Consider the following 23621-nt stretch of genomic DNA (forward strand, 5'->3'; position numbering starts at 1 on the left):
AGCTGAAGAAGGGGCTGTTGCTATTAATCCGGCAGTCAAATACCGTACAGAAAGCTCATGCCGCGTAGCGGATTTTTTCATGCCGGAAGTACGACCGGATTCTGGCCGGCTGCTTCTGCAATGAGCGTAAATGGGACAGCACTTTCCCTTGAAGTTGACCGTCTGATCGAACCGGCTCACCTGCGCTCATTCTGGCCTTCAGGTCGCCGTTCAAGTATTCATCCGGGTTCAGTTCCGGTGAGTAGCTGGGCAGGAAGAACAACTCAATCGCCTTCTTGTTCTCTTCCTCCTCCAACCATGCTTGCACCAGCTTGCTGTGATGCACGCGCAAGTTGTCGAGGATCAAGAACACCTTCTTGCCGCCAGCATCACGGATCAGCCGCATCAGAAACTTGATCAGCACCCGGGCCGTCAAGGTCTCCCGGTACAGCATGAAGCGCATCTTGCCTTGGTTGGTAATGGCCGAAATCAAGTTGATGCGCGCTCTTTTCGATTGGGATAACACCAGAACTGGGGTTTGGCCTTTTGGGGCGTAGCCACGCGGAAAGTGCTCAACACTCGACACCGCCGATTCGTCGCCCCAGCTGATTTCAGCCATTTCCGCTTTGGCACGCGCGACGATAGCCGGGTATTCCTCCTTGAGCCATTTCTCGACTGCTGCCGGTCGCTGCTCATAAGCGCGTTTGAGCGGGCGCTGCGGCGTAAAGCCCCAGCGGGCCAAGTACAGACGGACAGTACGGATCGGCAGATCGATCAGAAACATCTGCTTGATTACAGCCTTGACCGCCTGAGCACTCCACAGGGCAAACCTCAGCTTCATCTGGTCTGGCGTGCGATCCACGATGTCCTGCTTGATCCGGGCTTCCTGCGCCTCGGTCAGCCGACGGCCGGTGCCTTCGGCGCGACCGCGCTTCTGTTCTTTGAATCCCTGCGCACCTAGTGCTGCCTCACGCACCACCCAGGCGGAAATGGTGGGGCGGCGCAGCCCGAGTTCTTCGGCAATACTGGCTTGAGACCGGCCTCGCTTGTACATCCGGATAGCGGTACGCCTCAGCTGCTCACGGGCGGCCAGTTCAAGCTTGCGCACATCGATTTTTTCCATGCCGGAAGTATACAATCTGTACGGATTATTACTGCCGAATTAATAGCCTGCTTTGGTGCAATTTTTAGCCCAACCATTGTTGGCGAGCATCGTTGAATTGATATTCGAGAGGAAGCCGTAGCTGGTGCAGTTCTTGCTGTAGCCATGTCCGCACACATCACGCCACCCCATTCGGCTTGATACCCAATGTCAACATTGCTTGCCTTGCTGCGCCTGCCCTGTGGCAGACTGGTGCGAGGAGTGGCACCGCCGCTCCAGCACACTCCGCCATATTGCGCATGGAAGCCAACGTCTGCCTGGTCCACAACTGTGCCGTCGCAGCCGATATACGCATTACGTACGCTGAAGCAACCCTTGTTTACATTGGAAATGCGGCTATCAACTGCCCAGACTTTGCCACCATCTTGGCAACCGAGGCCATAGGATGTGATCGGCCCCATGTCGGGATCGACAAAAGCCGGTGGTGTGGTCTGTACTATTTTGCCCAATCCGGTCAGCACGCACTTTTGCAATGAGACGTATGCTCCGCCGCTAATGATCGCTGCCCATCCCTTGCAATTCGAAATGCGAATCTGGTCAAAATTGGCACGGGCGTTTTGGTCCACCTCTAAACCGTTGCTGGCGCCTTCCAGCACAATGCTGCCGATTGTGGAGTAAACGACGGATCCTTCGTCGACCCGCAGGCAGCGGTAACTCCAATGGTTGGCATTGGCCTCGCCGACGATGTGAAAGCCGGAAAAGCTGACACCATGCACACGGGAAAAGACCACGCCGTAGCTAAGCTTCTTGCTGTCGGGTATCAGGATGATCTTGCATGCCGAAGGGTTGGCGACATTGCCCTGGATGCGGATGCGGCTGGCGAATGGTTGGTGGGTCAACGCAATGCCGCTGGTCGTGTACTGGCCGTCGGCCACCTGGATCAGCACGTCGGCCTGCAGCACCTTGCCGATCAGGCTGTTCCAGGCATCCTGGATATTGGCGAACGGTTGGCCGGGGCCGACCTGCAGCGTGGTATAGCCCTGTATTCCCCAGTCGCTGGTTTTCATCGCGTCGGCGATGCCGTAGCCGGTCAGCGTGGTGGCCTTGTCCGCCTTGCCGGCCAGCATCTTGGTGACCGATGCCGCGTAGCTGGCGTCGTTGCCCAGCGCCGCCGCCAGTTCCTGCAGCGTGTTCAGCGCGCCGGGCGCGCCGGCCACCAGATTGTTGACCGCGGTTTGCAGGTCGGTCTTGCTGGCGCCGTCGACGATGCCGTAGCCGGCCAGCGTGGTCGGCTTGTTGCTGCCGCCCCAGGCGATGTTCTGCACCGCCTGCTGCAACTGGTCCTTGCGCGAGGCATCCGGCGTCTGGCCGCTGTTCTTCAGCAGGGTCAGCACTTCCTGCTGCGTGGACTGCACGACGGTCTGCATGCCGTTCAGCCACTCAGAGGTGACTACCGTGCCGAGTTCGCCGGTATAGGGGTTGCCGTCGTGGAACAAGCCATCGGGGCTGTTGATTGGTTTGAGCTGGTCTTGCATGTGGGGTGCCTCCCGCTGGTAATGAGAAATCGGCCATTAGGCCGATGACAGATGTCGCTGATCTGGAATGACGGTGATTGTGCGGGAGCGCCTGTTTTGACGGCAGCGGACGCGTGTCAGTACTGACATGGCTGTCGGATGCCACGAAAAACCGCGCCGGAGCGCGGTTTTGTGCAGGCTGTCGGCCGGTTTACCGGGAGGGCGTTTCCCAGCGGATGGCCGAGAGCCGGGATGGCGCGTCCGGCGAGGCCAGGTCGACGGCGTCGAGCCTGTCCGCCAATGCCTGTTTGCGGCCGATGATCTTGCCGGCCTCGATGGCGTAGGCATCAGCCTTGGCGCGCACTCGGCCGGCCAGCTCCGTCACCGTCAGGCCGCGGGCCTGGGAGATGGCGCTCAGCAAGGGCGTGGACGCCGCCGGATTGGCCGCGATATCGCGTGCTTCGCGCTCCTGCTGCGGCCAGCTGTCCACTTCGCGTTCCGGGTAGGCCAGGCGCAGCGCGGCCAGTTCCTGGTCGCAGCCAGCGCGGATGGCGGCATGCCGGGCGGCTCGCAGCTGTTCCGGCGTCGCTTGCGGCGCGACATACGATTGCACGGCGCCGTCGCGCACCATCATCTCGCCCTGTGCTTGGGAGGTCCATTCGGCATCGCTGCACGAGTGCAGCAGGGCGGCGTCCGGCAGATTGCAGTTGTGGGCCTCGGTGTCTATCCATTGCAGGACGCGGCCGTCGACAGGGTTGAAATAGGCGAATTTGCTCATTATTTTCTCCTTACCATTCAATGAAGATCACGCCGGGGGCGCCGTTCGCGCCGGCGATGCCGCCGTCGACGCTGCCCGCGAAGCCGCCGCCGCCGCCGGAGCCGAAGCCGGAACCGTTTTGGGAGACGCCGCCAGCCCAGTACCACCAGCCTGTGCCGCCGCCGCCGCCGAACGGCGAATTGCCGCCCAGTCCGCCGGGGTAGCACATATTGGTCGTCGGTCCGCTCCAGCCTGTGGTGCCCGGTGCCATGCCCGGGCCGCCATTGCCCGGGCTGGCGCCATTCCCCCATGTCCCGTTGGTGTTGCCGGGGCCGCCGCCAGTGCCGCCAGGCAGATTCAAACCGATTTCGGCGATGGCGGTGGCGCCGCCATTGGTGCCGATGATGCCGGCGGAGCCGGTCGCGCCGTTGCCCGGGCCGCCCAGGCCGCCACTGCCTCCTCCGCCGATGACGATGTTGAGGATTTGTCCGGGTCTGACCGCGTAGTCCTGGCGCATGACATGATTGCCGGCGCCGCCGCCGCCGCCTGCCGCCATGACGCTGGCGCTGCTGGCGCCGCTGCCGCCGCCACCCCCGCCGCCGCCGCAGCCGGAGACATAGATGCGGGTTACGCCGTCGGGCACGGTGAACTGCCTGTTGCTGGTGAAGCGGGCCTGGCGTTGGAAATAACGGGCATCGCTTTGCGCTTTGGTCTGCGCGTCGCCGATGCCGTAGCCGGCCAGCGTGACGGCCTTGTCGGCTTTGTTCGACAGCTGCTTGGTGATAGTGGCGGCGTAGTTGGCATCGTTGCCCAATGCCGCCGCCAGTTCCTGCAGCGTGTTCAGCGCGCCGGGAGCGCCGGCCACCAGATTGCTGACGGCAGTTTGTAGATCGGTCTTGCTGGCGCCGTCGACGATGCCATAGCCGGCCAGCGTGGTGGGCTTGCTATTGCCGCCCCAGGCGATGTTCTGCACCGCCTGCAGCAATTGGTCCTGGCGTGTCGGGTCGGCTTTCTGGCCGCTGTTCGCGATCACCGACAGCATTTCCTGCTGGGTGGATTGCGTGGCGGATTGCAGGGTATTCAGCCAGTCGGCCGAGACGACAGTGCCCAGCTCGCCGGTGGCGGGGTTGCCGTCGTGAAACCGCTGGTCCGGCGTGGGCACGAGCTTGATGGGGTCTTGCATGAAGCGCTCCTGGGGGGATGACGAGAACTGCCGATCGACGATCAGCGTCGGGGAGGGGAAACGCGGGGGAGGCGCGTTCGGGGACGATTATGGCTGGTAGGCGAAGTAGACGAAGGTGTGGGCCGGCTTCAGATCGTTGAACAGTTCTTCCAGCTTGGGGTCGCCGAAAGTGGACAGGCGTTCGCCCGCCAGCGATTGGCCGGCGCGGAACTGGTAGGGGCGGACCTTGCTGCCGAACACCGTCACCAGCCACACCCAGGGAATGTCCGCGCTCCACAGTTGCTGGCCGGCGCGGTTGACGCCGGCGCGGAACGGCTGCGGCTCGGCGATCTGGATCTTGTAGCCCATGCCGGCCGCCAGCCGGGTGAAGTAGGGGATGGACAGGCCGCCGGTTTCGGCCAGCTTGGCCAGCACCGCCTGTTGGCGTTGCTGGTAGGGCGCGTCGGGCGGCGGCGTCAGGCCGCACACCCGTTCCCAGTCCGGCAGCAGGGCTTCGGCCTGCAAGGGCGTGACGGCGCCGGCCAGCTGGCGGGCCGAGTTCTGCGCGCGGTCCAGCGCCGCGCCCTCGCTGGCAAGCTCGGCTTGCAGCCGCGGGCCGTCCGGGCTGTAGCTGACCGGCGGCAGCAGCCGGGTCAGCAAGTCCTGATACGGTGGTTGTGGCGTCATTGCAGCGCCCTCATCGTCAGTTTGCCCAGCCGCAGCCATTCCACTTTGCTTTGATCGGATACCGGATCGATGTTGCCGGCGGGCGCGTTGAGCTGGCGGTCCTGCACGCCGGGCAGGTCGGAAATCAGCGCTTCGATCCGGCTCTTGACCAGCCGCTCGCCCGGCGCGAGGCCGGCGAAATAGGCCTGCAGCGTTTGCTGCAGCAACGGCGTGAAGGTGTCCGGGTTGGCGCCGCCCAGGTTCAGCGCGACGTCGATGTCGACTGGCCGCGGCGTCGGCGCCAGCACCAGGCAGCTCTTGGCGGTGATCGGGCGCAGGTCTTCGATGTGGCTCTGCACATTGCTGAGGATCTCCTGCGACGGCAGGTCGCCGTTGGCGGTGATCACCACGTCGACGGTGCCCAGGCCGCGGCGCAGCGGGTAGACGTAGGCGGCGGAGACGCCTTTCACTTCCATCGCCCAGCGGCGGTAGTCGTGCTTGTTGCCGCCGGCCGGCGGGCGGCGGATCAGTTCCAGCAGGCGGTCCAGCAAGGCAGCGTCGTCTTCGACGTCGACGCCGTTGCGCATGCTGAGCAGCAGCGCCTTGGCGGCTACGCCGGGCGGCGCCTGCATCAGTTCCACCGGCAGACTGTCCGGCTGGTTGGCGGCGGTGCCGGCCTGGCCGGCGAAGATGGGCAGCTCGGCCTGGCCGTTGGCGTCCAGCCTGGCCGCGTAGGGGCTGCCGTCGGGATTGGTGGCCGGCGTGGCGTACAACTGCTCGGCCACCCGCAGCTGTAGGCTGCCGGTGACGGTGGCGCCGGCGTTGCCGCTGATGCGCAATGTGCCGCTGGCGGCGGAGGCCGGCTTGCGCACGATGCCGCGCAGGCGGGCGTGCTGTTCCAGGTATTCGCTGTCGGCGGTGTCGGGGAAGATCTGGCGGGCGATCCAGCTCTGGTGCTGGTACAGGCCTTCCACCGCGCTGGCCACCGAGCTCGCGCGGACGAAGTAATCGCTGTCCGGCGCGATGTCGGCGTCGGCGCGCAGGTTCTGCAGGTCGCGCAGCAGCGCGTCGCGGATGCTGGCGAAATCGGGGGTGGGCAGGGGCATCAGGCTATCCTCACTTGATGTTGGAAATGGCGGATGTGGCCGCCGGTTTCGGCGACTTCGATGTTCAACAGCAGCCGGCCGGAGCCTTGCCGTTGCGACGACACCTGGACGCGGTTGGCGCGGCCGTCCTGCAACAGCGGCTGCAGCGCTTGTTCGGCGTATTGGCAGGCCAACAGGTCGATGCGCTTGCTGTCCTTGCTGCGGGACAATTCATGCAGGCGCGAGCCCAGCGTCGGGTCGGCCCACCAGCCGCCCAGCGGGGTCATCAGGCGCAGGTAGACGGCGTTGGCGATGGTGTCGGTGGAGGGGCCGGCGTAGTCGCCGGTGACGGGGTCCAGCAATGGGTCCATGGCGTTATTTTCCGGGTTTGGCGGTTGAGGGATCAGGGGACGGGAGTCAGGGGCCGCGCGGGGCGCGGCCTGGGCGGGATCAGCCCTTGGGCGGGCTGGTGACGCCGCCGGAGTCGCCGTTGTGGATGTGGCCCTGCAGGCTAATGCCGCCGGCCTTCACGTCGCCGCTGGCGCTGACGCTGCCGGTGACCTTGGCGCCGCCGCCGCCCTGGATGGCCAGGCCGCCATTGCCGCTGATCTGGCCCTGGGCGACGAACTGCGCGCTGGCGTTCAGCGTGGGCGTGGTGAAGCTGGCCTGTTCGCTGGCGTTGACCTGCCAGGTCTTGCAGTCAAGCAGGAAGGTGTCGCACTCGACGGCGATGATTTTGCCGCGTTTGAGCACGATTTTGCTGCCTTCGTCGCTGTATAGCGCTACTTCGCCGGCTTGCAGCGACTGCAGCCGGTAGCTGCCGTGCTCGGTGGCGATCACCACGCTGTGGCTGCTGCGGCCGCCCAATGGCAGCACCATGGCCATGCTGCCCGGCGGCGGGTTCGAGGTGTAGCCGTAATGCTGGAACAGCTCGGCGTCCTGCAGCCGCTCGCCGGCCAGCGCGTCGGCTTGGACGGCCTGCACGCCGCCATCGCTGTCGACGTGGGTCAGCACCGCGCGAAAGCCCTGGCGCACATTGCTGAAGGCGCGCCGTATCCGTTGATCTACTTCATGCCACATGTTTTTCTCCTTATTGCTTGCCGGCGCGCATCACCGGAATCCAGCACTTGTCTTCTTTCAGCGTCAGCCGGGTGACGCTGCCCTGGCCGCGGCCGCCTTCGAAGGTGCGAGCCATCAGGAAATAGGTGCCGTTGATGCCGTGCGGTTCGCTTTCCACCTCGATGCGCTGGCCCGGCGTCCACAGCTTGCCCTGGCTGTCGCGGTGGCCGGCCACGGTGGCGCTCAGCGTGTAGCCGGCCAGGCGGGCGTCGGCCAGCATCTTGTCGGCGCGGGCGGCCAGCTCGGCCGGGCTGGCGGCGTCCGGCTCCATCTGGATGTGCGGCTTGTGGTAGCAGACGTCGGAATCGAAGACCTGGTGTTTCATCGCGTGGCGGCCGGGCGTCAGCGACTGGCCGTGACCCTGGCCCAGCAGCGTCAGCTCGGAGTAGCGCTGCGCGTGGGAGCGGGTTTCGGCCAGGCTGATCACATTGTTGCCCTTGCCGTCGCGGCGCAGGATCAGCCGCGCGCCGGCCGGCCGGCTGTAGTCCGGGCCGCCGACCACCAGCGTGCCGTCCGGATCGAACCAGGCGGTCAGGCCGTTGGCCTGGGCGGCGCGGGTCAGCACGTCCCAGGCGCTGTTGCCGGGGTCGACATTGATCTTTTCGATCTGGCCCTTCGCCTTGGCGTCGACGCGGATATTGGCAATGCCCAGCGGTTTCACCACATTGTTCAGCACGTCCTGCAGCGTCATGCCCTTGCCGGTGAACAGCGGCGCGCTGCAATCGAGCAGCATGCCGGCCAGGTCGCGGCCGGACAGCGCCAGCTGGTGGTCGCCGGATGACACGCTGTGGCTGATGTCGTCGATGCGGCCCATCAGCACCGTTTCGTCGCCGACCCTCACCTTGATCATCGCGCCCGGTTCCACGTCGGGCGGGAAGACGCCGCCGGGCAGGCCCAGCGACACCTGCCAGGCGTCGGCGGCGACGACCAGGTCGGAGTCGATCGAATAATGGGTCCAGTCGCCGTGCTGACGGCCGCCTATCTGCAGGCTGACAGCGTGATTAGCGGGCGTAGCCATAGACCAGGGTCCCCGGAGTCAGATGGTTCGGTTGGGGCAATTGCGGATTCAGCCGCAACAGTTCGGCGGCGCGCTCGCTGTCGCTGTACCACAGGTGGGCCAGCTGGCGCAGATTGCAGGCGGATTCCACCTTGCGTTTCAGCAGCGGCGGGCGGGCGGCGATCAAGGCGGCGGCGCCCTGCTGTACTTGCAGGCCCAGTTCGCGCAGACCGTCCACCACCTTGTAGGCGTCCTCGGACGGCATGCCGGCGCGCCATTGGTCGATGGTGGTCTGCAGCGAGGCGCGCACATCGCCGGCGATCTGCTCCAGCGCCGGCGGCGTCAGCGTCGGCTTGGCCGACTCGCTGGCGAAGATGCCGGCGGCGGCGGAGGCGAGCTTGGTGGATACGTTCAGCTGCAGCAGCGCGTCGATGCGGCGCTGGTCGTCGCTCCACACCGACAGCGAGGCGCTGGCCGATACCGGCGTGATGCCCTGGCGCACCGCGTCCGGCAGGCCCTCAAGCCGGCGGCGCAGCGCCTTCCAGTCGGTCAGCGTGGCGGAGGCGCGTTCGGCGGCGGTTTTCAGCGCCGGCAGCGGGCCGAGGTCCACCTGCAGATCGAAGCGCCAGTCGGCGGCAGCGTCCACCAGTTGCTTGGCCTGGGCGACGAAGGCTTGCGGATAGGCGAGCAGGTCGGTCACCTGGGCCACCGCCTGGTTGGCCATCGCGGCCAGCTGCTTGACGGTGGCGGTCAGTTGCTGGCGCAGCGCGGCGACGCGGGCCAGCGCGCCTTTTGCGGCGGTCACCAGGCCCTGGGCCTTGGAAAAGGCCTCGCCGGCCGTCTGGCGCAGCTTGTCCACTTGGGACAAGATGGCGTCCACCTGCGGCAGCGTCTTCTTGGCGGCGAAGAACGGGTTGCCCGGCGTGGCTTCGATCCAGTTGATTTCCACGGTGCAGGAGTCGGACGAGTCGGCGTCGTGGCTGATCTGGTAATCCACCACCTGGGCCTGAGGCATGCTGCCGAAGACCGGATGGACCAGCTCGCCGGGGCCGGCGGCGTCCAGCGCGGCGACGAACTCGCGCAACCGGCGCTGGTAGTCCTGTCCCCAGAACATCGCCGACAGCGACACCTTGCGCGCCTTGCGGCCCAGGTCTTCGACATCGGCCCCGTCCTTGTACGGGTACTCGTGCATCGCCTGGTCGCGCTGCGCGCTGTCCACGCTCTTCAGGCAATCGAAGCGCACGCCGCGGAAGCTGGCATCCACCAGGGTGCCGGCGGACGAGCCGGCGAACACATTGAGGCTGAACATCAGCTCCTCCTTTGTTGTTTGCTGTTGGCGGCGTTGACGGCGGCGACGATGTTGCCGTTCTGCACGTCGACGACCACGCGGAGGGGTTGGTGAAGTTGGGTGACGGCTGCGGCGAACTGATTGACCAGCGCCTGCAATTGGGGCAGCAAGGCGGCGGCATTGTCGTTCTTGCCCTTGGCCGGTACCGGCGACGAAGGTGTCTGGGCGGCTTTACCGGCGATGACGGATGGTGCCGCTGGTGTTTTTGCCGCCGCTTTTGGACCGGGGCCGGTTCCTTGGGAGGGCTTGCCGTCAATTTTGTTTTCCAGCTTTGCCCCGGCCTTATCAGCCAGTTTTTCTCCCAGCAAGCCGCCCAGGGCGCGACCCGCCATGGCGCCCAACATGACGCCCACAGGGCCGCCGATTGCGCCGATGGTGCCGCCGATTGCCCCTCCGATCGCCGATCCGCCCAGATTCCCCAATTGGCCGCCGACGGCGCGTACCTTGTTGCCGATTGTCGACTTGGGGTCGGACAACACCTGATAGGCGCCGATAGCGCCGGCGGCGAGTCCCACAAGGCCGGAAGCCTTGCCGGCGATACGCAAGCCGCCTTTCAGAACGCCGCCCAGCGTGCTGCCCGTCTGCCTCAGCGCGCGGCCGCCTGAGCTGGCCATGCTGCGCAACTTGTTGGGCAGTCCTTTGCCGGATTGGGCGGTTTTCTGCAGCGTGTTCTTGGTTTTGGCGGCGAGCTGACTGAATAAGCCGGAGCTTTTCCCAGTCGAGCCTGCTCGACCTGGTCCAGAGGCGTATTGGCGCTCCAGGGACTTTTTAGGGGTAGCGCCGGATTTTTGCGATGCGTTTTTGCTTTTCGATGATCGATTCCCGCTTGCGCTCTTGCCCTGTTTGCCCCCGGATCTGGAGGGAAGGGACGGCGTGGATCCATCGGCGCCTTTGGCGATTTTGCCGGCGATGGCGACAACCCCTGCCAGCGCCGAGCCAAACGTCAGCAGGGCGGCGGCGCAATCCAGCAACGGCGAGACGATTTCGCTGTAGTTGGCTTTTTGGTCTCCCAGGACCTGACTGGCTCGTTTGTTCTGCTCGCTGTTCGCCAGCGCGCTTTGCTGGCTTTGATCCTTGAATTGGGCGCTTTCCCGCATCATCTGGACGTTGTTGTCGTAACGGGTCAGGTTTTCTTGGCTGACGCCGTTTTTCTCGACTTTTTTCAGCAGGTCCGGAAGCCACTTGTTCGCATCGTCCGGATGATAGTCCGCCGGTTTGGCGGCGGCTTCGGCCAAGGCCAGGCGCAGGTTCTTGTCGATCTTGCCGGCATCGGGTGCAGGCTGCGCCTGATCCTTGGCGTCTTTCTTGTCTTCCCCCTGTCCGACGGCGGCTTCCGCGAGCTTCTGCGCGCTGACGCCGAGCGCCTGCCCGCCGTTGACCAACTGCGGCAACAGTTTTTCGGCGTCGTTGAGTTTCACGCCGTTCTGCAACAGCGTGGTCAGCGCGGCGGCCGCGTCATCCCTGCCACCGCCAGCGGAAACGATGATCTTGTCCAATTGGGCCATGCCCTGTTTTCGCCCCGAGACATCGCGTTCGGGAAAGGCAAGATTGGCAAGCTGGCGCAGTTGATGATCGGCGGCATCGGCTTTGCGGGCCATGCTGACCATGCTGTCGCCGGCCTTCTTGACGTTTTCCGGTAGTTTGCCGAGCTGTTCCGCCGCGTCCTTGCTCGTTTCCCAGGCGCTTCCCTGTTCTTTTCCTGGCATCTCGTCTTCCTTTCAATCATGAAAAACAGGCGTCCCCGTCACCCCATCGAGGAGACGAGGGACGCCTGCATGCGGCTTGCGGCCTGCAGATAACCGTCCAGTTCAGACTCGGTCAGTTGGCTGATCTGGGGTTCAGTCAGTCCGTATTGGCCGAGAAGGAGGACGGCTTCGCGGTAGTCGGCGAGGCGCTTTTCGCGTTGATCCGCTTTTTTTTAAGCGCATTGCGCATGTCGATCAGCAGCTCGAAGTCATCGTCCACCAGGTTTTGCGACAGGAAGTCGGTGGTGATGGCTTCTACCGGCATGCCGCCCAGCTTGGTCAGGCAGCGCGCGGTGAGCGCCAGATTGAACAGCAGATTGGAGTCGGCGCCGACTTCGTCGATGGCGGCGATGCTGTCGGCAACCATCGGCAGGCGCAGGTCCACGTCGTAATGCATTTCGCCCTGATATTCCACGCCATAGCGCAGGCGTGCTTGCATGGCTTTCATCATTCCACCACCTTCCGCAGCGACATCAGCTTGATGTCACGGCGAGCTTCGTTTTCCACACCGTACTTCTCGCCGACTTCCAGCGTGAAGCAATCGAGGTAGCTGGTGCGCTTGCCGCCCGCGGCCAGCGGGAACTCGGTCAGCTTGGCGCCTTCGATCGCCTCCCAGTCCAGATCGCCGGTCAGCGGAATGGAGACGGTGACGGACAGGTCGTACTCGGTGATGCCGCGGGCGAAGCCCTTGGCGCGGCCGGTGGAGTTCATCGTCTTCACGACCTTGCGGCCGGTCTTGCTGCTGACGTTGAGGTCGATGACGTCGATTTCCTGGCCGTTCACTTCCAGGACGATGGAGCCTGCGTATTCTTTCAAAGCCATGAGACTTTCCTTTTCGATTCGGGATGGGGCGACCGGGCTACGGCCCGGCCGACTGGGATGTTGAAGAAAAGAAGGGAGGCGGAGCGGCCGCCGCGCGAAGCGGGATCAGCCGCCTTGCCGCGCGCGCTTACAGCAGCAGGTCGATGCGGCCGGCGAACACGTGCAGGCCGTTGACCACGTCCACCGGGATCTTGGCGTCCAGGCGGTTGGCGTCCTGCAGGTCGCGCTCGACGATCAGGCCGGCTTTGTTGGCTTCGACCTGCTCGATGATTTCCAGCTCTTCCAGCTTGTACAGCACGTCCAGCAGCTCGGAACGGACCTTGGACGGGGTGCGGTCGGACAGCTTTTCGCGCGGGAAGCGCAGCGCGATGCGTTCGCGGCAGGACTTGCGGACATAGTCCAGCGTGCGGATGGTGGTGATGTCCAGCAGCGACACGTCGTCCACGCCCTGGGCATCCTTGGTGTAGGTGCTGATCGCGCGGACGATCTGCACGCGGTTGCCGGCGGCCACTTCCAGCGGGGTCACGCCGTTGTACAGCGCGTTTTCCTGCTCGGTGCGGGTCGTGCGGGACGCCAGGTCCACCACGTCCAGGCCCGGCAGTTCCAGCGTGTTCAGCGGGCGGGCCGGATCTTCTTCGCTGGCGATCACGGCGGCGTAGGCGGCGGCGATGTCGCCGGACAGCTTGGCCGAGCCGCGGTACCAGGCGGCGGTGATGCGGCCGCTGTCCAGCTTGGCGGACAGCGCCGAGGCGTCGGCCAGCGCGCCGGTGGTGGCGATCACGCCGATGGCGCCGCGCTGTTCCAGCGGGCCGGAGACGAAGTCCAGGTGGGTGCGCAGCGCGGTCAGCGCGGCATCGTTGGTGAGCGGGCTGGCGATGATCTGATGACCGCCGCTGGCCACGGCGGCCAGTGCCGGCGCGATGTCCGGATCGCCGGCGCCGCCTTTCATCGGGGCGACGACGACGCCGAGGCCGGCGATCTGTTCCTGCGCCTTCAGCGCGATGCCGTTGCCGACGCTGCCTTTGTGGCGGGCGGTGACGGTCAGCACTTCCTTGGCTGCGGACGCGGTGACCGACAGGTCGGAGAGCTTGGCGAGGGCGGCCTGGGCGTTGGCGGAGATCTTGGTGGCGTCGTCGCCGGCGGCCACGGCCACATCGACGCGCACGGTGCCGATGAACAGGCTCAGTACGCCGGCGGCGGCGGCCGGGCCGCTGAAGGTGAAGGAACCGGCGGCGGCGGTGCCGGCGGCCGCGTCGTCCACGGCGATCACGGTCAGCTGCAGATAGGGGTTGGCGTTGATCGCGGCGCGGGCCATCAGGTGGGCGTTGGAGCCGCGGCCGAAGGCCTGGGCCGCCTGCTCGTCGCTGAATACGTCCAGCGCGGTCAGCGCCGGCTGGGCGGCGGTATCGGCCAGGCGCTGACCGATCATCAGCACGCGCTGCGGGTTGCCCGGCAAGGTGCGCACCGCCAGTTTGGTGTTGAATTCGAAATATTTGCCCGGTTTGCGGATCGAGGCCGGAATCTGGTCGAAGCTGATGTTGGCGCTAGCCATAAGGAAAGACTCCTGGTGTGGCGGTTGGAGAGGGGGCCGCGCCGGATGGCGCGGCGAGGGGAAAGCGTTTTACTTGGCGGACGGCGCCGGATTGGCGACGATGTCCTGGGCCTTGACGGCGGCGGAGCCGGCCAGGTTGTAGTTGAGCTGGGTGCTCTGCCAGGTCTTGGCCGGATCTTCCAGCCGGCCGCCGAAGGCGCGGAACAGCGCGTCGGGGTCGGCGTCGGCTTGCGGCGCCGGCCAGTGGCCGTTGTCCAGCGCCTCGTCCAGCCAGTAGGTGCTGAAGTCGCAGGCCACCAGGCTCCACGGCTGGCCATCGCGCGGCGCCTGGCCCAGCGGGCGGACTTTCTCCGGCAGCAGCGGATTGACCGCCAGGCCGAAATCCTGCGAGGCCAGCAGGCGGCGCGTCGCGTAGACCAGTTGCCAGACGCCGGCGCCGGCGTAGTTGGCGTCGGCCTGCAGCCGGTCGCCGACGATGACGGTGAACAGCGCGTTGGCTTTGTAGCGCAGCCGTTGGCTGGCTTGCGGCTGACTGGACGTGATGCCGCCGGCGACGGTCCACAGCGCCGGCAGCCTGGCCAGCGCCTGTGGATTGATGGTCGGGCTGGACTGGCCGGGCGTGAGCCGGCTGGCGTAGTCGCCGTGGGCCAGCTGCAGGCCGCACAGGGCGGTTTCGTCCAGATCCGCCGCCACTTCGCGCACCATCCGGCCCATGCCTTGGCGCAGGCGGTCGGCGATGGCGGTTTGCACGGAGATCAGCATGGACATGGTCATTCCTTGGAGCGGTGGAGAAGATGGGGTGATTGTGACGCCGGAGGGCGTGGCGGCTTAGCTGAGGGGTGTCAGTGCCGGATTGGGCTGGTCGAGGCGGCTGGGTTTGTCGCCGATGGCTTCGGTCGCCTTGATTTGCAGTTGGGTTTGATGCGCTGGATAGCCATGAGCATCCTTTGGCGCGAGGCGAGGAGGAACCGGCGAAACGTTCAGTGCACCATCCGTTTGAGCAGTTCGCCGGCCAACGTGACCAGCAGCGCGGACAGCGCGCCGGACAGCGCGCCGCTCTTGGCGGCCTGGACTTCGACGTCGCGCAGGCGGCCGTCCAGTTCTTCCAGCTTCTTGTCCTGTTTGGCGAGGTGGGCGACGATCATGTCAAGCTTGCCTTCTATGCGGCCCAGGGCCAGCAGGTTGTCGTGTTCCACGTGAAACCCTCACTTTTCGGTCAGTTGTTGGCACAGCACGCAACGGGTACAGCTGGGAATGGCCACGCGGCGGGAGTCGGGAATCGGATCGCCGCAGTCCTCGCAGTGGCTGAGGCCGCTTTGCTGCCATTGCTGGAAGTGGCGGGCCAGCGCCTGTTCGCGGAATTCGGTTTCCAGCTCGCTGGCGCGATCGAAGAAGTCGGTCATGGTGTGGGTTCCTGTGCGGGGTAGAGTTGTTTCAGGGCGACGAGACGCTGCTCCAGTTGCTGACACCAGGCGCCGTAGTCGGCGGCATGGGCGAGGAGGTCGGGCGCCGGTAGCCCGGCATCGGCGCCGGCGGCTTCGGCGGCAGCGCCAGCAGATAGGGGCTGGGCGCCGGGCAGCTCGGCGGAATAGCCGAGGAGCTGGCGGTAGAGGCGCAGGCTGTCAGGGCCAAGGCCAGTAAAGCGGTCGCCGTCGTGGCGTGTGGCATCGTCGATTCTCCGGGCTTGTTGGTTTTGCCATTGCTGCAGCGTCTGCTGCTGGACCAGCACGCGGCTTTCCAGCTGGTCGACGCGCTGCCGCCATGCTTGCTGGCTGGCCAGCGCGTCGGCCTGCTGCCGCTGGATTTCGATGGCGCGCGCGGTCTGCAACGCGCCGACGCGGGCCTGCAGCGCCGCCTGCCAGTAGCGCTCGCTTTGCGCGTGGCCGGCGGCATAGCCGGCGGCGGCTGTGACGACAGGCAGCAGCAGACAGGCGGTTAGCCGCAACGCGGGAAGGCTGATCATGGCTGGCTCCGGTTGCGATAGGCGGCGATCATCCGCAGCGAGGCGGAATAGCCGCCGACCACGCCCAGGTAGATCAGCCAGATGTCGGGCGTCAGGGTGCCGCGCCAGCCGTCGCGGATGAACATCGCGGTGGCGGCGGCGCAGGCCACGTTGGCCCACAGCCGGCTGTGGCTGAGGCGGCGGCTGTGCGGATTGCGCAGCAAGTCGGCGGGATGCATGTTCAGATCTCCAGCGGAAGTTGGAAGTGTGGGAGTTCGTGCGGCTGCGTTGCCGACCGGCCGTGCCAGCGTAGGCCGAGCGCTTCGGCGATTTCGCCCATCGCGTGCCAGTGGGGGTGTTCCGGATCGGTGACCGGTTTGCCGGCCAGCAGCGGCATCGCGTCGAAAGCGCGGGCTGCCGGGCTGCCATAGAGCATGGCGTTGTGGGCGGATTGGCCGGGGCGGGCATCGGTGGCGACGGCGCCGGGCTTGCCGCGGCCCAGCTGGTACAGCGCCTCCTGTTCTTCGGCCGAGCGCCAGGTGCAGAGGATCAGCGGGTCCAGGCCCTGGTCGCGGCAGCGGCGGAGAAAGGATTCGGCCAGCGGTTGCAGTTGCGGATGCAGATCGGAAATGGCGCGGCTGGCCATGCGGCGTTCTCCTGCGCGGGATGGAAGATCAGTGCACTTCGTTCGGCGCCGGCGGGGTTTTCAACACGCGCCAGATCATGCGATCGCTCAGGCGGTAGCGCATCGCCAGCAGGCCTACCGCCTCGTTGGCGCCCAGGCCTTCGATCAGCAACTCGTCGAAGTCGCGGATCAGCTGCTGATTGCGCGCCTGGCGCAGTGCCTGGCTGCAGCGCGGGATGTAGAGAATGTCGCCGCCGAAGTGGTGGGTCAGCTGTTCGGCCGCGTCCTGGCCGATGACTTCGACCAGCGCGGCGAAACGCAGCTGGCCGGCGCGGCTCTGGTTCTTGGAGAAGGGCAGCGTCGTGCCGCCCAGCGCCTGCACCAGTTGCAGCGTGCGCGGCATGCCGATCAGATTGGCCACCAGTTGCATGGTGGAGGGCAGGACGGGGAATTGCGCATTAGTGTTCATCACGGAGACTCCTGGGTTCCCAAATAGCCTTGGCAGACATCAAGTTCTAAATAAGTTATAATTCGCCAAAGCGGTTAGCGAGCAGCACGGTGGAAATTTTTGGAACTTTTTATATTTTCATTATGAATTTTAGTGCTAAATTGAGTAGTCCAACTAGATAGTAGAACTACTTATGCAGTTCGATTGCCATTCTATGCCTGTGTTTTGAACTTATCAAGCTAGCGGATGTCACTACCGATGTCAGTTGCAATCGCCGATATGACGAGAAAATGGTACTATCGACGGCCGCTGCAGCCGTACTTGCTTACTGAAGGAGTTCCAAATGGATGATTCTGTGCAGCATTCCGACTTCCGGCATCGCCTGGAACTGCTGATCGGTTCCGAAAAGCCTTATGCCTGGGCCGCGCGCATCGGCATCAACAAGGGCTCGTTCACCAATATGTGGTACAAGGGCGGCGTGCCAAGGACCGCGACCGCGCGCAAGATCGCCGACAGCTGCGGTTGCAGACTGGAATGGCTGTTGTACGGCGATGAGCCGGTATGGCTGGAGCCGGAAGACATCCACGCCGCGTCGCCGTCGAGTGCCGAGATGGATGCGCCGCTTGCCCCTCCGCTTCGGGCCGACGGCGACGACCATTTCGTACCGGCTGGCGTGCACGAGGAGTTCTGTTTCATACCGCGTTATAACTTGAAGGCGTCGGCCGGTTTTGGAACCAGCGCGAGCGCCGAGCAGCCGATGTTCTATATGGCGTTCCGCCGTTACTGGGTGAAGAACTATCTGAACGCGTCGCCGCGGGATCTGGCCGTGCTCAGCGTCAAGGGCGACAGCATGAGCGGCGTGCTGGAGGACAGGGACACCATTCTGGTCAACACCGCCGAGCGCAATCCGGGAGAGGGCCTGTTCGTGATCCGCATCGGCGACGATATTTTCGTCAAGCAGCTGCAGCGCCTGCCGGGCAGCGCGGTGCAGGTCAAAAGCGCCAATCCCTTGTATGAGACCTTTACCGTCGACCTGGTCCGGACCGCCGGCGAATTCGAGGTGATCGGGCGGGTGGTGTGGTTTGGCCGGCAGATCGCCTGAACGGGAACGTTTGGGCTGCGGTGTATACTAAGCAGCCAGACTTTCAGATATTCAGACAGGACAAGAAGCTATGCAGACCCACATCCGGACCAGCCTGACCGAAGCCAAGACCGCGCTCGACGCGCTGCTGGCGAACCCGCAGGGTCTGGCCGGCATCGAGGCGGCCGCCCAGACCATCATCGACGCGCTGGCGGCGGGCGGCAGGGTGTTCTCCTGCGGCAATGGCGGTTCGATGTGCGACGCGATGCATTTCGCCGAGGAGTTGACCGGCCGCTATCGCAACAACCGCCGCGGCATGGCGGCGATCGCGATCAGCGATCCCAGCCACATCAGCTGCGTCGGCAATGATTATGGCTATGACGAGATTTTCGCCCGCTACCTGGAAAGCCACGCCCGCGCCGGCGATGTGCTGCTGGGCCTGAGCACCAGCGGCAACAGCCGCAACATCATCCGCGCCGCGGAGACCGCGCGGGAAATGGGTGTCAAGGTGATCATCCTGACCGGTCGCGCCGGCACCAAGCTGGAGCCGCTGGCCGACGTCTACGTCAACACGCCGGGCGGCCAATACGCCGACCGCGTCCAGGAACTGCACATCAAGGTGCTGCACATCCTGATCGAACTGACCGAGCGCCATTTCTTCCCGGAAAACTACTGATCCGGTTTATGGTTTTTCGCGAGCAGAACGGCCCTTAGGGGCCGTTTTCCGTTGGCGCAGAGCCGGGAGGATGGTGCCGGCGTCGCGGGGCGCGCAGCCGTCCGGGAGCCGGTGGTGAGCCGGCTTCAGGCTCGATCATGCGCGGGGCGGCGCGCGTTCGCGAAGCTGACCGGCTTCAGCGCACCTGCGTCAGGCGGCGTTGAGAAAGGCGCCGATGCGGTGGTAGACCAGCGTGCAGACTTCCGGGACCAGCGCCTCCATGTTCAGGAAGGCGTGCATCTGGTCGTCCAGTCGCAGATGCTCGACCGCCACGCCTGCCGATTGCAGCCGGCCGGCGTAGAGCAGGCCTTCGTCGCGCAGCGGGTCCAGGCCAGCGGTGATCACCAGCGTGGCCGGCAGCCGCGGGCTGAAGTCCCAGTACAGCGGCGATGCCTCGCGGCGGTCCTCCGCGTGTTGGAAATATTGGTCGAAGTACCAGCTGGCGCGCGTGGCGGTCAGAAAATAGCCGTTGCCGTTTTCGGCCACCGACGGTTGGGTCAGCGTGTAGTCGACACAGGGATAGATCAGCACCTGGCGCATGATCGGCAATGAGGCGTCGTGCTGCGCCTTGCCGCTGACGCTGGCGCATAAAGCGCCGCCGGCCGAGTCGCCGGCCAGCGACAGCCGCTGCAAGTAGGGCAGCCGTCGTTCGTCCAGCGTTTTCCAGATTCCCTTCGCCACGCAAAAGGCGTCGTTGAGCCCGGCCGGATAGGGGTTCTCCGGTGCCAGCCGGTATTCGGCGGCCACCACGATGTGGCCGCTGGCCGCCGCCAGCCGGCGGTTGATGCCGTCGTAGACGCTGACGCCGCCGGCCATGTGGCCGCCGCCGTGCAGAAACACCAGTACCGGCAATGCCCGCGCCGGCGCCGGGTGATAAATACGTACCGGCACGCTGTAGTCGCGGCCGGGCACCAGGTCGTCGTTGACCCAGGCGATATCCGGACCCGGCGGCACCTGTTGGCGGCTCAGCTCAGCCAGCGCCTCGCGCGCGCCGATGGCGGTGGCCTTGTAGCCGGCATCGGCCTTCTGGCGGGCCGTGCGGTTGTACTCGTCCAGCCAGGGGCGCAGATTGGGGTGTAGCCTTTGCATGGTCTGTCTCTGTCGCTTGCCGTGCATCGTGATGATTTCAATCTATACCATTGACATTTCTTCGACAACGCCTCAGCCGAACAGCAGCTCGAGCAGGCCCGGTTTGCCGCGGCTGCGCAGCTGGCGGCTGTCGCGCAGCAACGACTCGATCAGCCTGTCGTCGGCGCGCGGCTGCCGCGCCTGCACCGGATCGCTGCGGCCGGTCGGGCTGAGCGACAGCGCGCCGGAGCCGCGGCTGAGTCGATAGCCGCCGGCGCAGCCGGGACAGAAGATGTCCTCGCCGTCCTCGGCGTCGCCGGGCACCGCGATGATGGGGCCGCAGCCTGGGCAGGATTGCATCGGCACGCCGGGCTGGCTGTGGCCCAGCACGTGGTCCAGCTTGCCGTTGTGGCCGAGCGCGATGAAGCGCTGCCCCAGCTCGCGGTCGAACTGGCTGCCCAGCCGGTCGCCGATGATGGCCAGCGCCTGGTCGCGCGGCATGCCCTGGCGGTACGGACGGGTGCTGGTCATCGCGTCGAAGGCGTCGGCGATGCCGACGACGCGCGCCGCCAGCGGGATGGCCTTGCCGGCCAGCCGCTGCGGATAGCCGTTGCCGTCCGGCGTCTCGTGGTGGCTCAGCACCGCGTCTATCACCAACTCGGCCAGCGGATGGTCGCGCAGCAGTTCGGCGCCGACGCGCGGGTGGGTCTTGATCACCGCGTACTCCTCGTCGCTGAGCTTGTCCGGCTTGTTCAGCACCGCGTCCGGCACGCCTATCTTGCCCAGATCGTGCAGAAAACCTCCCAGGGCGATTCTTTCCACCTCAGGCTGCGGCAGTTGCAGGTCTTCGGCCAACAGCTGGCTGTAGCGAGATACGCGCCATAAATGGCCGCCGGTATAGGCATCGCGGGCTTCCACCAGCATCGCCATCGTGTACAGGGTCTTCAGCAGGTCGCGGCTGGCTTGCATGGCGTCCTCGCGGCGGTCGGTGGGCAACACTTCACTATGGCATACGCGCCGGGCCGTGCCGGCGATGCTGCGCTGGCGATGGCGAGACAGTCATTCGAGCGTTTAATCTAATTTTTACCGTAACGTCATGATTTGCCATATACAAAATTCATATTCTCTTCCTAATGTAAACGAACACGTCATTACTAGGCGTGACGTCGTGTCATTACACACATCAAGGAGGAGAAAGAATGAAATCATGGTTGCTGTTGGGCCTCGCCCTGTCCTCGCTGGCCTATGCCGATGTCGGCCAGCCCGATCCGCGCTACGGCCACATCCTTTCGCCGTCCGGTCCGCTCAGCCGCGAAGCGCTGCTGAAGCAGGGCCTGCCCAAGGCCAAGCCTGCTACGGCGGCCACGGCGCGCATGGCCGCCGCCGCGACGCCCGGCGGCGCCACCTATACCTATCTGCGCTGTTACTACCGCACCGGCGCAGGCAATACCCAGCCGAGCACCGACTACGTGTGGGCGCTGGACCCGTCCAGCGGCGATTACTACCGCCTGAACGGCCATTGGTGGTCCAGCGGCGTTTTCGAATGGAAGAACATGTTTTACAGCGACGTGTCGCAGGACGCGTTGCGCGCGGCCTGCCAGAGCACGCTGACGGCCAAGGGCATCCAACAGCAGCCGGCGATGGTGTTCGCCGCCGACAACGCGATGTCGTACAACTACACGGTGTGGAGCAACGACGCCGCCGGCCAGGGACCGACGATCAACAAGATCATCGCTTTCGGCGACAGCCTGTCCGACAACCAGAACGTCTACAACGCCTCGCAATGGACGCTGCCGAACCGCAACAGCTGGTATATCGGCCATTTCAGCAATGGCCAGGTCTGGGTCGAATACCTGGCGTCGCGGCTGAAGCTGCCCTTGTACAACTGGGCGATCGGCGGCGCCGGCGTGTCGACGCAGAAACTGGTGATTCCGGGCGTGGTGCAGCAGGTGCAGTCGTGGCAGCAATACATGCAGCAGGCGCCTAACTACAATCCGGCCACCACCTTGTTCACGATGTGGATAGGCGGCAACGATCTGGTCAACTACGGCAGCACGCCGGACAAGGTCATCGCCGGCCAGCAGCAGGCGCTGAGCAATCTGCTCGGCGCCGGCGCCCGCAACATCCTGCTGTTGAAGCTGCCGGACGTGTCGCGCGCGCCGGTGTTCCAGCTGAGGAACGACGGCGCGACGGTGGCGGCGCAGGTGCAGGACTACAACCAGAAGCTTGACGCGCTGGCGGCCTCGCTGCGTCAGCAGTACGGCGCCAACATCCAGGTGTTCGACAGCTATGCGCTGTTCGGCGATGTGCTGAACAATCCGGCCAAGTATCAGGTCGGCAACACCACCCAGTCCTGCCTGAACATCAACACCGATTCGTCGCTGAACTATATGAAGAGCCAGTCGCCGCGTTCCAACTGCACCAACGCGGACAGCTTCGTGTTCTGGGACACGCTGCACCCGACCACCCACACCCATCTGCTGCTGGGCAACGCGGTGGCCGACTTCCTCGGCGCATCCGGCGCGATGCCGATGTTGAGGAGGGCGCGCTGACACGAGAACGGGCGGCGTTTGGCGTGCCGCCCGCCAGGGCTTACAATTCGGTTTTGATCCGGCCGCGGCGTTTCGCCGCGGCCCGGCCGAACCGTAATCGAAAGCCCCCATGTCCACCCTGACCGAACTCCTTCGCCGCGCCGACGCGGCGCGCGCCGCGCTGATCGAACGCCTGGCCGCCGAAGACACCAACTGTTACCGCCTGTTCCACGGCAGCGTGGAGGGCGTGTCCGGCCTCGCCATCGACCGTTATGGCGAACAGATCCTGGTGCAGACCTTCCACCAGCCGCTGACCGACGCCGAGCTGGAGGAAATCCGCGCGCATTACCGGCAGACGCTGCCGGAACTGGCCCTGGTGTACAACGACCGCAGCGAGGTGCATTCCCGCATCCGCAACGCCTTGCCGCTGGCTGAACAGGCGGTGGCGGAGCAGGACGTGGCCATTCGCGAGAACGGCGTGGCCTTCCATTACCAGGCGCGCCACAAGGGCCAGGACCCCTGGTTGTTCCTCGATCTGCGCGCCGCGCGCCGCCGCGTGATGCAGCTGGCCGAAGGCAAGAGCGTGCTCAATCTGTTCGCCTACACCTGCGGCGTCGGCGTGGCGGCGGCCAAGGGCGGCGCCAGCTTCGTGCTGAACGTCGACTTCGCCGAATCCAGCCTCAGCGTCGGCCGCGCCAACGCCAAGCTGAACCTGTTGGCCACCCGGCCGCGCTGCCTGCACAGCGATGTGTTCGCCGCCGTGCGCCAGCTGTCCGGCATCGGTCAGCCTGACCGCGTGCGCGGCAAGAAGATGCCGCCGTTTCCGAAGCTGGAGCCGCGCCAGTTCGATCTGGTGTTCCTGGATCCGCCGCGCTACTCGAAGAGCCTGTTCGGCGTGGTGGACCTGGTCAACGACTACCAGGCCTTGTTCAAGCCGGCGCTGCTCGCCACCGCGGCCGGCGGCATGCTGGTTTGTTGCAATAATGTTGCAGAAGTGGACGGTGAAGCCTGGCTGGAAAGTTTGAAGCGCAGCGCTGCCAAGGCCGGTCGCGAAGTGCGTTCCGCCGAGTGGATCGTACCCGACGAGGACTTCCCCAGCAGCGACGGCAAACCCCCGCTGAAGATTGTTCTGCTTAGTGTTTGAGACGCATTCTCAACAAAAAAGCCGCGACGAAGTCGCGGCTTTTTTCATGGTCGGCAGTAGGGGGATAGACATTGGATCTGGTTTAATTGTTTAAAATTAACAATTTATTTTAAATGTAAACGGCTGGTATTCTGTTTGACAGGAAGCCCTGGCCGGCGCGGAGCCTTAACCGCGACCGGATGGCAACGACGGGCATTCCACACATAACAAACAAGGTAT

The 23621-nt window shown here is 65.1% G+C and carries 27 protein-coding genes; 4 read left to right on the forward strand and 23 right to left on the reverse strand.

What is annotated here, in order from left to right; genetic code table 11:
* Window positions 1–55: 55 nt before the first annotated feature.
* The 21 genes from CXB49_RS21425 to CXB49_RS21525 all read right to left on the reverse strand — a co-directional run bounded on the left by CXB49_RS21425 (window position 56) and on the right by CXB49_RS21525 (window position 16884).
* Window positions 56–1102 (reverse strand): IS630 family transposase, encoded by a 1047-nt coding sequence (locus tag CXB49_RS21425; RefSeq protein ID WP_101706528.1) that lies wholly within the window; start codon window positions 1100–1102, stop codon window positions 56–58.
* Entirely contained in the window at window positions 1051–2616 is a 1566-nt protein-coding gene (locus CXB49_RS23995) for a hypothetical protein (RefSeq protein ID WP_199406733.1), read from the reverse strand. The genes CXB49_RS21425 and CXB49_RS23995 overlap by 52 nt, the downstream gene beginning before the upstream one ends.
* 190 nt (window positions 2617–2806) lie before the next feature.
* Entirely contained in the window at window positions 2807–3373 is a 567-nt protein-coding gene (locus CXB49_RS21435; RefSeq protein ID WP_101710252.1) for a hypothetical protein, read from the reverse strand.
* 10 nt (window positions 3374–3383) lie between these two features.
* Window positions 3384–4535, reverse strand: a complete 1152-nt coding sequence (locus tag CXB49_RS21440) for a hypothetical protein (RefSeq protein ID WP_101710253.1) — start codon at window positions 4533–4535, stop codon at window positions 3384–3386.
* Between the two features lie 87 nt (window positions 4536–4622).
* On the reverse strand, window positions 4623–5201 hold the full coding sequence (locus CXB49_RS21445) for a YmfQ family protein (RefSeq protein ID WP_101710254.1): 579 nt from the start codon (window positions 5199–5201) through the stop codon (window positions 4623–4625).
* Window positions 5198–6286 (reverse strand): baseplate J/gp47 family protein, encoded by a 1089-nt coding sequence (locus CXB49_RS21450; protein WP_233492884.1) that lies wholly within the window; start codon window positions 6284–6286, stop codon window positions 5198–5200. Before CXB49_RS21450 ends, CXB49_RS21445 begins: the two co-directional genes overlap by 4 nt.
* Window positions 6286–6636 (reverse strand): phage GP46 family protein, encoded by a 351-nt coding sequence (locus tag CXB49_RS21455; protein ID WP_101710256.1) that lies wholly within the window; start codon window positions 6634–6636, stop codon window positions 6286–6288. Before CXB49_RS21455 ends, CXB49_RS21450 begins: the two co-directional genes overlap by 1 nt.
* 79 nt (window positions 6637–6715) lie before the next feature.
* Entirely contained in the window at window positions 6716–7345 is a 630-nt protein-coding gene (locus tag CXB49_RS21460) for a phage baseplate assembly protein V (protein ID WP_101710257.1), read from the reverse strand.
* 10 nt (window positions 7346–7355) lie between these two features.
* The gene (locus tag CXB49_RS21465; protein ID WP_233492885.1) at window positions 7356–8402 is read right to left on the reverse strand and encodes a phage baseplate assembly protein; all 1047 of its coding nucleotides are present in this window, start codon (window positions 8400–8402) and stop codon (window positions 7356–7358) included.
* Window positions 8386–9690, reverse strand: coding sequence for a DNA circularization protein (locus CXB49_RS21470; RefSeq protein WP_101710258.1), 1305 nt, complete (start codon window positions 9688–9690; stop codon window positions 8386–8388). The genes CXB49_RS21465 and CXB49_RS21470 overlap by 17 nt, the downstream gene beginning before the upstream one ends.
* On the reverse strand, window positions 9690–11435 hold the full coding sequence (locus CXB49_RS21475) for a hypothetical protein (RefSeq protein WP_101710259.1): 1746 nt from the start codon (window positions 11433–11435) through the stop codon (window positions 9690–9692). The genes CXB49_RS21470 and CXB49_RS21475 overlap by 1 nt, the downstream gene beginning before the upstream one ends.
* A gap of 136 nt (window positions 11436–11571) precedes the next feature.
* Window positions 11572–11913, reverse strand: a complete 342-nt coding sequence (locus tag CXB49_RS21480) for a hypothetical protein (protein ID WP_158300996.1) — start codon at window positions 11911–11913, stop codon at window positions 11572–11574.
* An 8-nt stretch (window positions 11914–11921) separates the two neighbouring features.
* Window positions 11922–12296 (reverse strand): phage tail protein, encoded by a 375-nt coding sequence (locus CXB49_RS21485; RefSeq protein ID WP_101710261.1) that lies wholly within the window; start codon window positions 12294–12296, stop codon window positions 11922–11924.
* Between the two features lie 127 nt (window positions 12297–12423).
* On the reverse strand, window positions 12424–13848 hold the full coding sequence (locus CXB49_RS21490; RefSeq protein ID WP_101710262.1) for a phage tail sheath subtilisin-like domain-containing protein: 1425 nt from the start codon (window positions 13846–13848) through the stop codon (window positions 12424–12426).
* 69 nt (window positions 13849–13917) lie between these two features.
* The gene (locus tag CXB49_RS21495; RefSeq protein WP_158300997.1) at window positions 13918–14616 is read right to left on the reverse strand and encodes a DUF1834 family protein; all 699 of its coding nucleotides are present in this window, start codon (window positions 14614–14616) and stop codon (window positions 13918–13920) included.
* A 212-nt stretch (window positions 14617–14828) separates the two neighbouring features.
* Complete coding sequence (locus CXB49_RS21500) at window positions 14829–15044, reverse strand: hypothetical protein (RefSeq protein WP_101710264.1); 216 nt, start codon at window positions 15042–15044, stop codon at window positions 14829–14831.
* A gap of 9 nt (window positions 15045–15053) precedes the next feature.
* Window positions 15054–15251, reverse strand: coding sequence for a TraR/DksA family transcriptional regulator (locus tag CXB49_RS21505; RefSeq protein ID WP_101710265.1), 198 nt, complete (start codon window positions 15249–15251; stop codon window positions 15054–15056).
* Window positions 15248–15811, reverse strand: a complete 564-nt coding sequence (locus CXB49_RS21510; RefSeq protein ID WP_101710266.1) for a hypothetical protein — start codon at window positions 15809–15811, stop codon at window positions 15248–15250. Before CXB49_RS21510 ends, CXB49_RS21505 begins: the two co-directional genes overlap by 4 nt.
* A complete protein-coding gene (locus CXB49_RS21515) occupies window positions 15808–16029 on the reverse strand; it encodes a hypothetical protein (protein WP_101710267.1) in 222 nt (73 codons plus the stop codon). The genes CXB49_RS21510 and CXB49_RS21515 overlap by 4 nt, the downstream gene beginning before the upstream one ends.
* 2 nt (window positions 16030–16031) lie before the next feature.
* The gene (locus CXB49_RS21520) at window positions 16032–16436 is read right to left on the reverse strand and encodes a M15 family metallopeptidase (RefSeq protein ID WP_101710268.1); all 405 of its coding nucleotides are present in this window, start codon (window positions 16434–16436) and stop codon (window positions 16032–16034) included.
* Window positions 16437–16464: 28 nt separating this feature from the next.
* Entirely contained in the window at window positions 16465–16884 is a 420-nt protein-coding gene (locus CXB49_RS21525) for a Mor transcription activator family protein (protein WP_101710269.1), read from the reverse strand.
* A gap of 322 nt (window positions 16885–17206) precedes the next feature.
* On the opposite strand from CXB49_RS21525, the gene CXB49_RS21530 reads away from it, so the two are divergent.
* Both CXB49_RS21530 and gmhA read left to right on the forward strand, forming a co-directional pair.
* Window positions 17207–17965: a helix-turn-helix transcriptional regulator gene (locus tag CXB49_RS21530; RefSeq protein ID WP_101710270.1), complete on the forward strand. Its 759-nt coding sequence runs from the start codon at window positions 17207–17209 to the stop codon at window positions 17963–17965.
* 70 nt (window positions 17966–18035) lie between these two features.
* Window positions 18036–18620: a D-sedoheptulose 7-phosphate isomerase gene (gene gmhA, locus CXB49_RS21535; RefSeq protein ID WP_101710271.1), complete on the forward strand. Its 585-nt coding sequence runs from the start codon at window positions 18036–18038 to the stop codon at window positions 18618–18620.
* A gap of 189 nt (window positions 18621–18809) precedes the next feature.
* On the opposite strand, the gene CXB49_RS21540 is transcribed toward gmhA, so the two are convergent.
* Window positions 18810–19748 carry an alpha/beta hydrolase gene (locus CXB49_RS21540; RefSeq protein ID WP_101710807.1) on the reverse strand — a complete coding sequence of 313 codons (939 nt, stop codon included), beginning with the start codon at window positions 19746–19748 and terminating at the stop codon, window positions 18810–18812.
* Between the two features lie 72 nt (window positions 19749–19820).
* Window positions 19821–20696, reverse strand: a complete 876-nt coding sequence (locus tag CXB49_RS21545; RefSeq protein ID WP_101710808.1) for an HD domain-containing phosphohydrolase — start codon at window positions 20694–20696, stop codon at window positions 19821–19823.
* 230 nt (window positions 20697–20926) lie between these two features.
* On the opposite strand from CXB49_RS21545, the gene CXB49_RS21550 reads away from it, so the two are divergent.
* Window positions 20927–22279 (forward strand): SGNH/GDSL hydrolase family protein, encoded by a 1353-nt coding sequence (locus CXB49_RS21550; protein ID WP_101710272.1) that lies wholly within the window; start codon window positions 20927–20929, stop codon window positions 22277–22279.
* Window positions 22280–22388: 109 nt separating this feature from the next.
* A complete protein-coding gene (locus CXB49_RS21555) occupies window positions 22389–23402 on the forward strand; it encodes a class I SAM-dependent rRNA methyltransferase (protein ID WP_101710273.1) in 1014 nt (337 codons plus the stop codon).
* The last annotated feature ends 219 nt before the right edge of the window (window positions 23403–23621 follow it).

It is taken from the genome of Chromobacterium sp. ATCC 53434, assembly GCF_002848345.1.
Classification (GTDB): Bacteria; Pseudomonadota; Gammaproteobacteria; order Burkholderiales; family Chromobacteriaceae; genus Chromobacterium.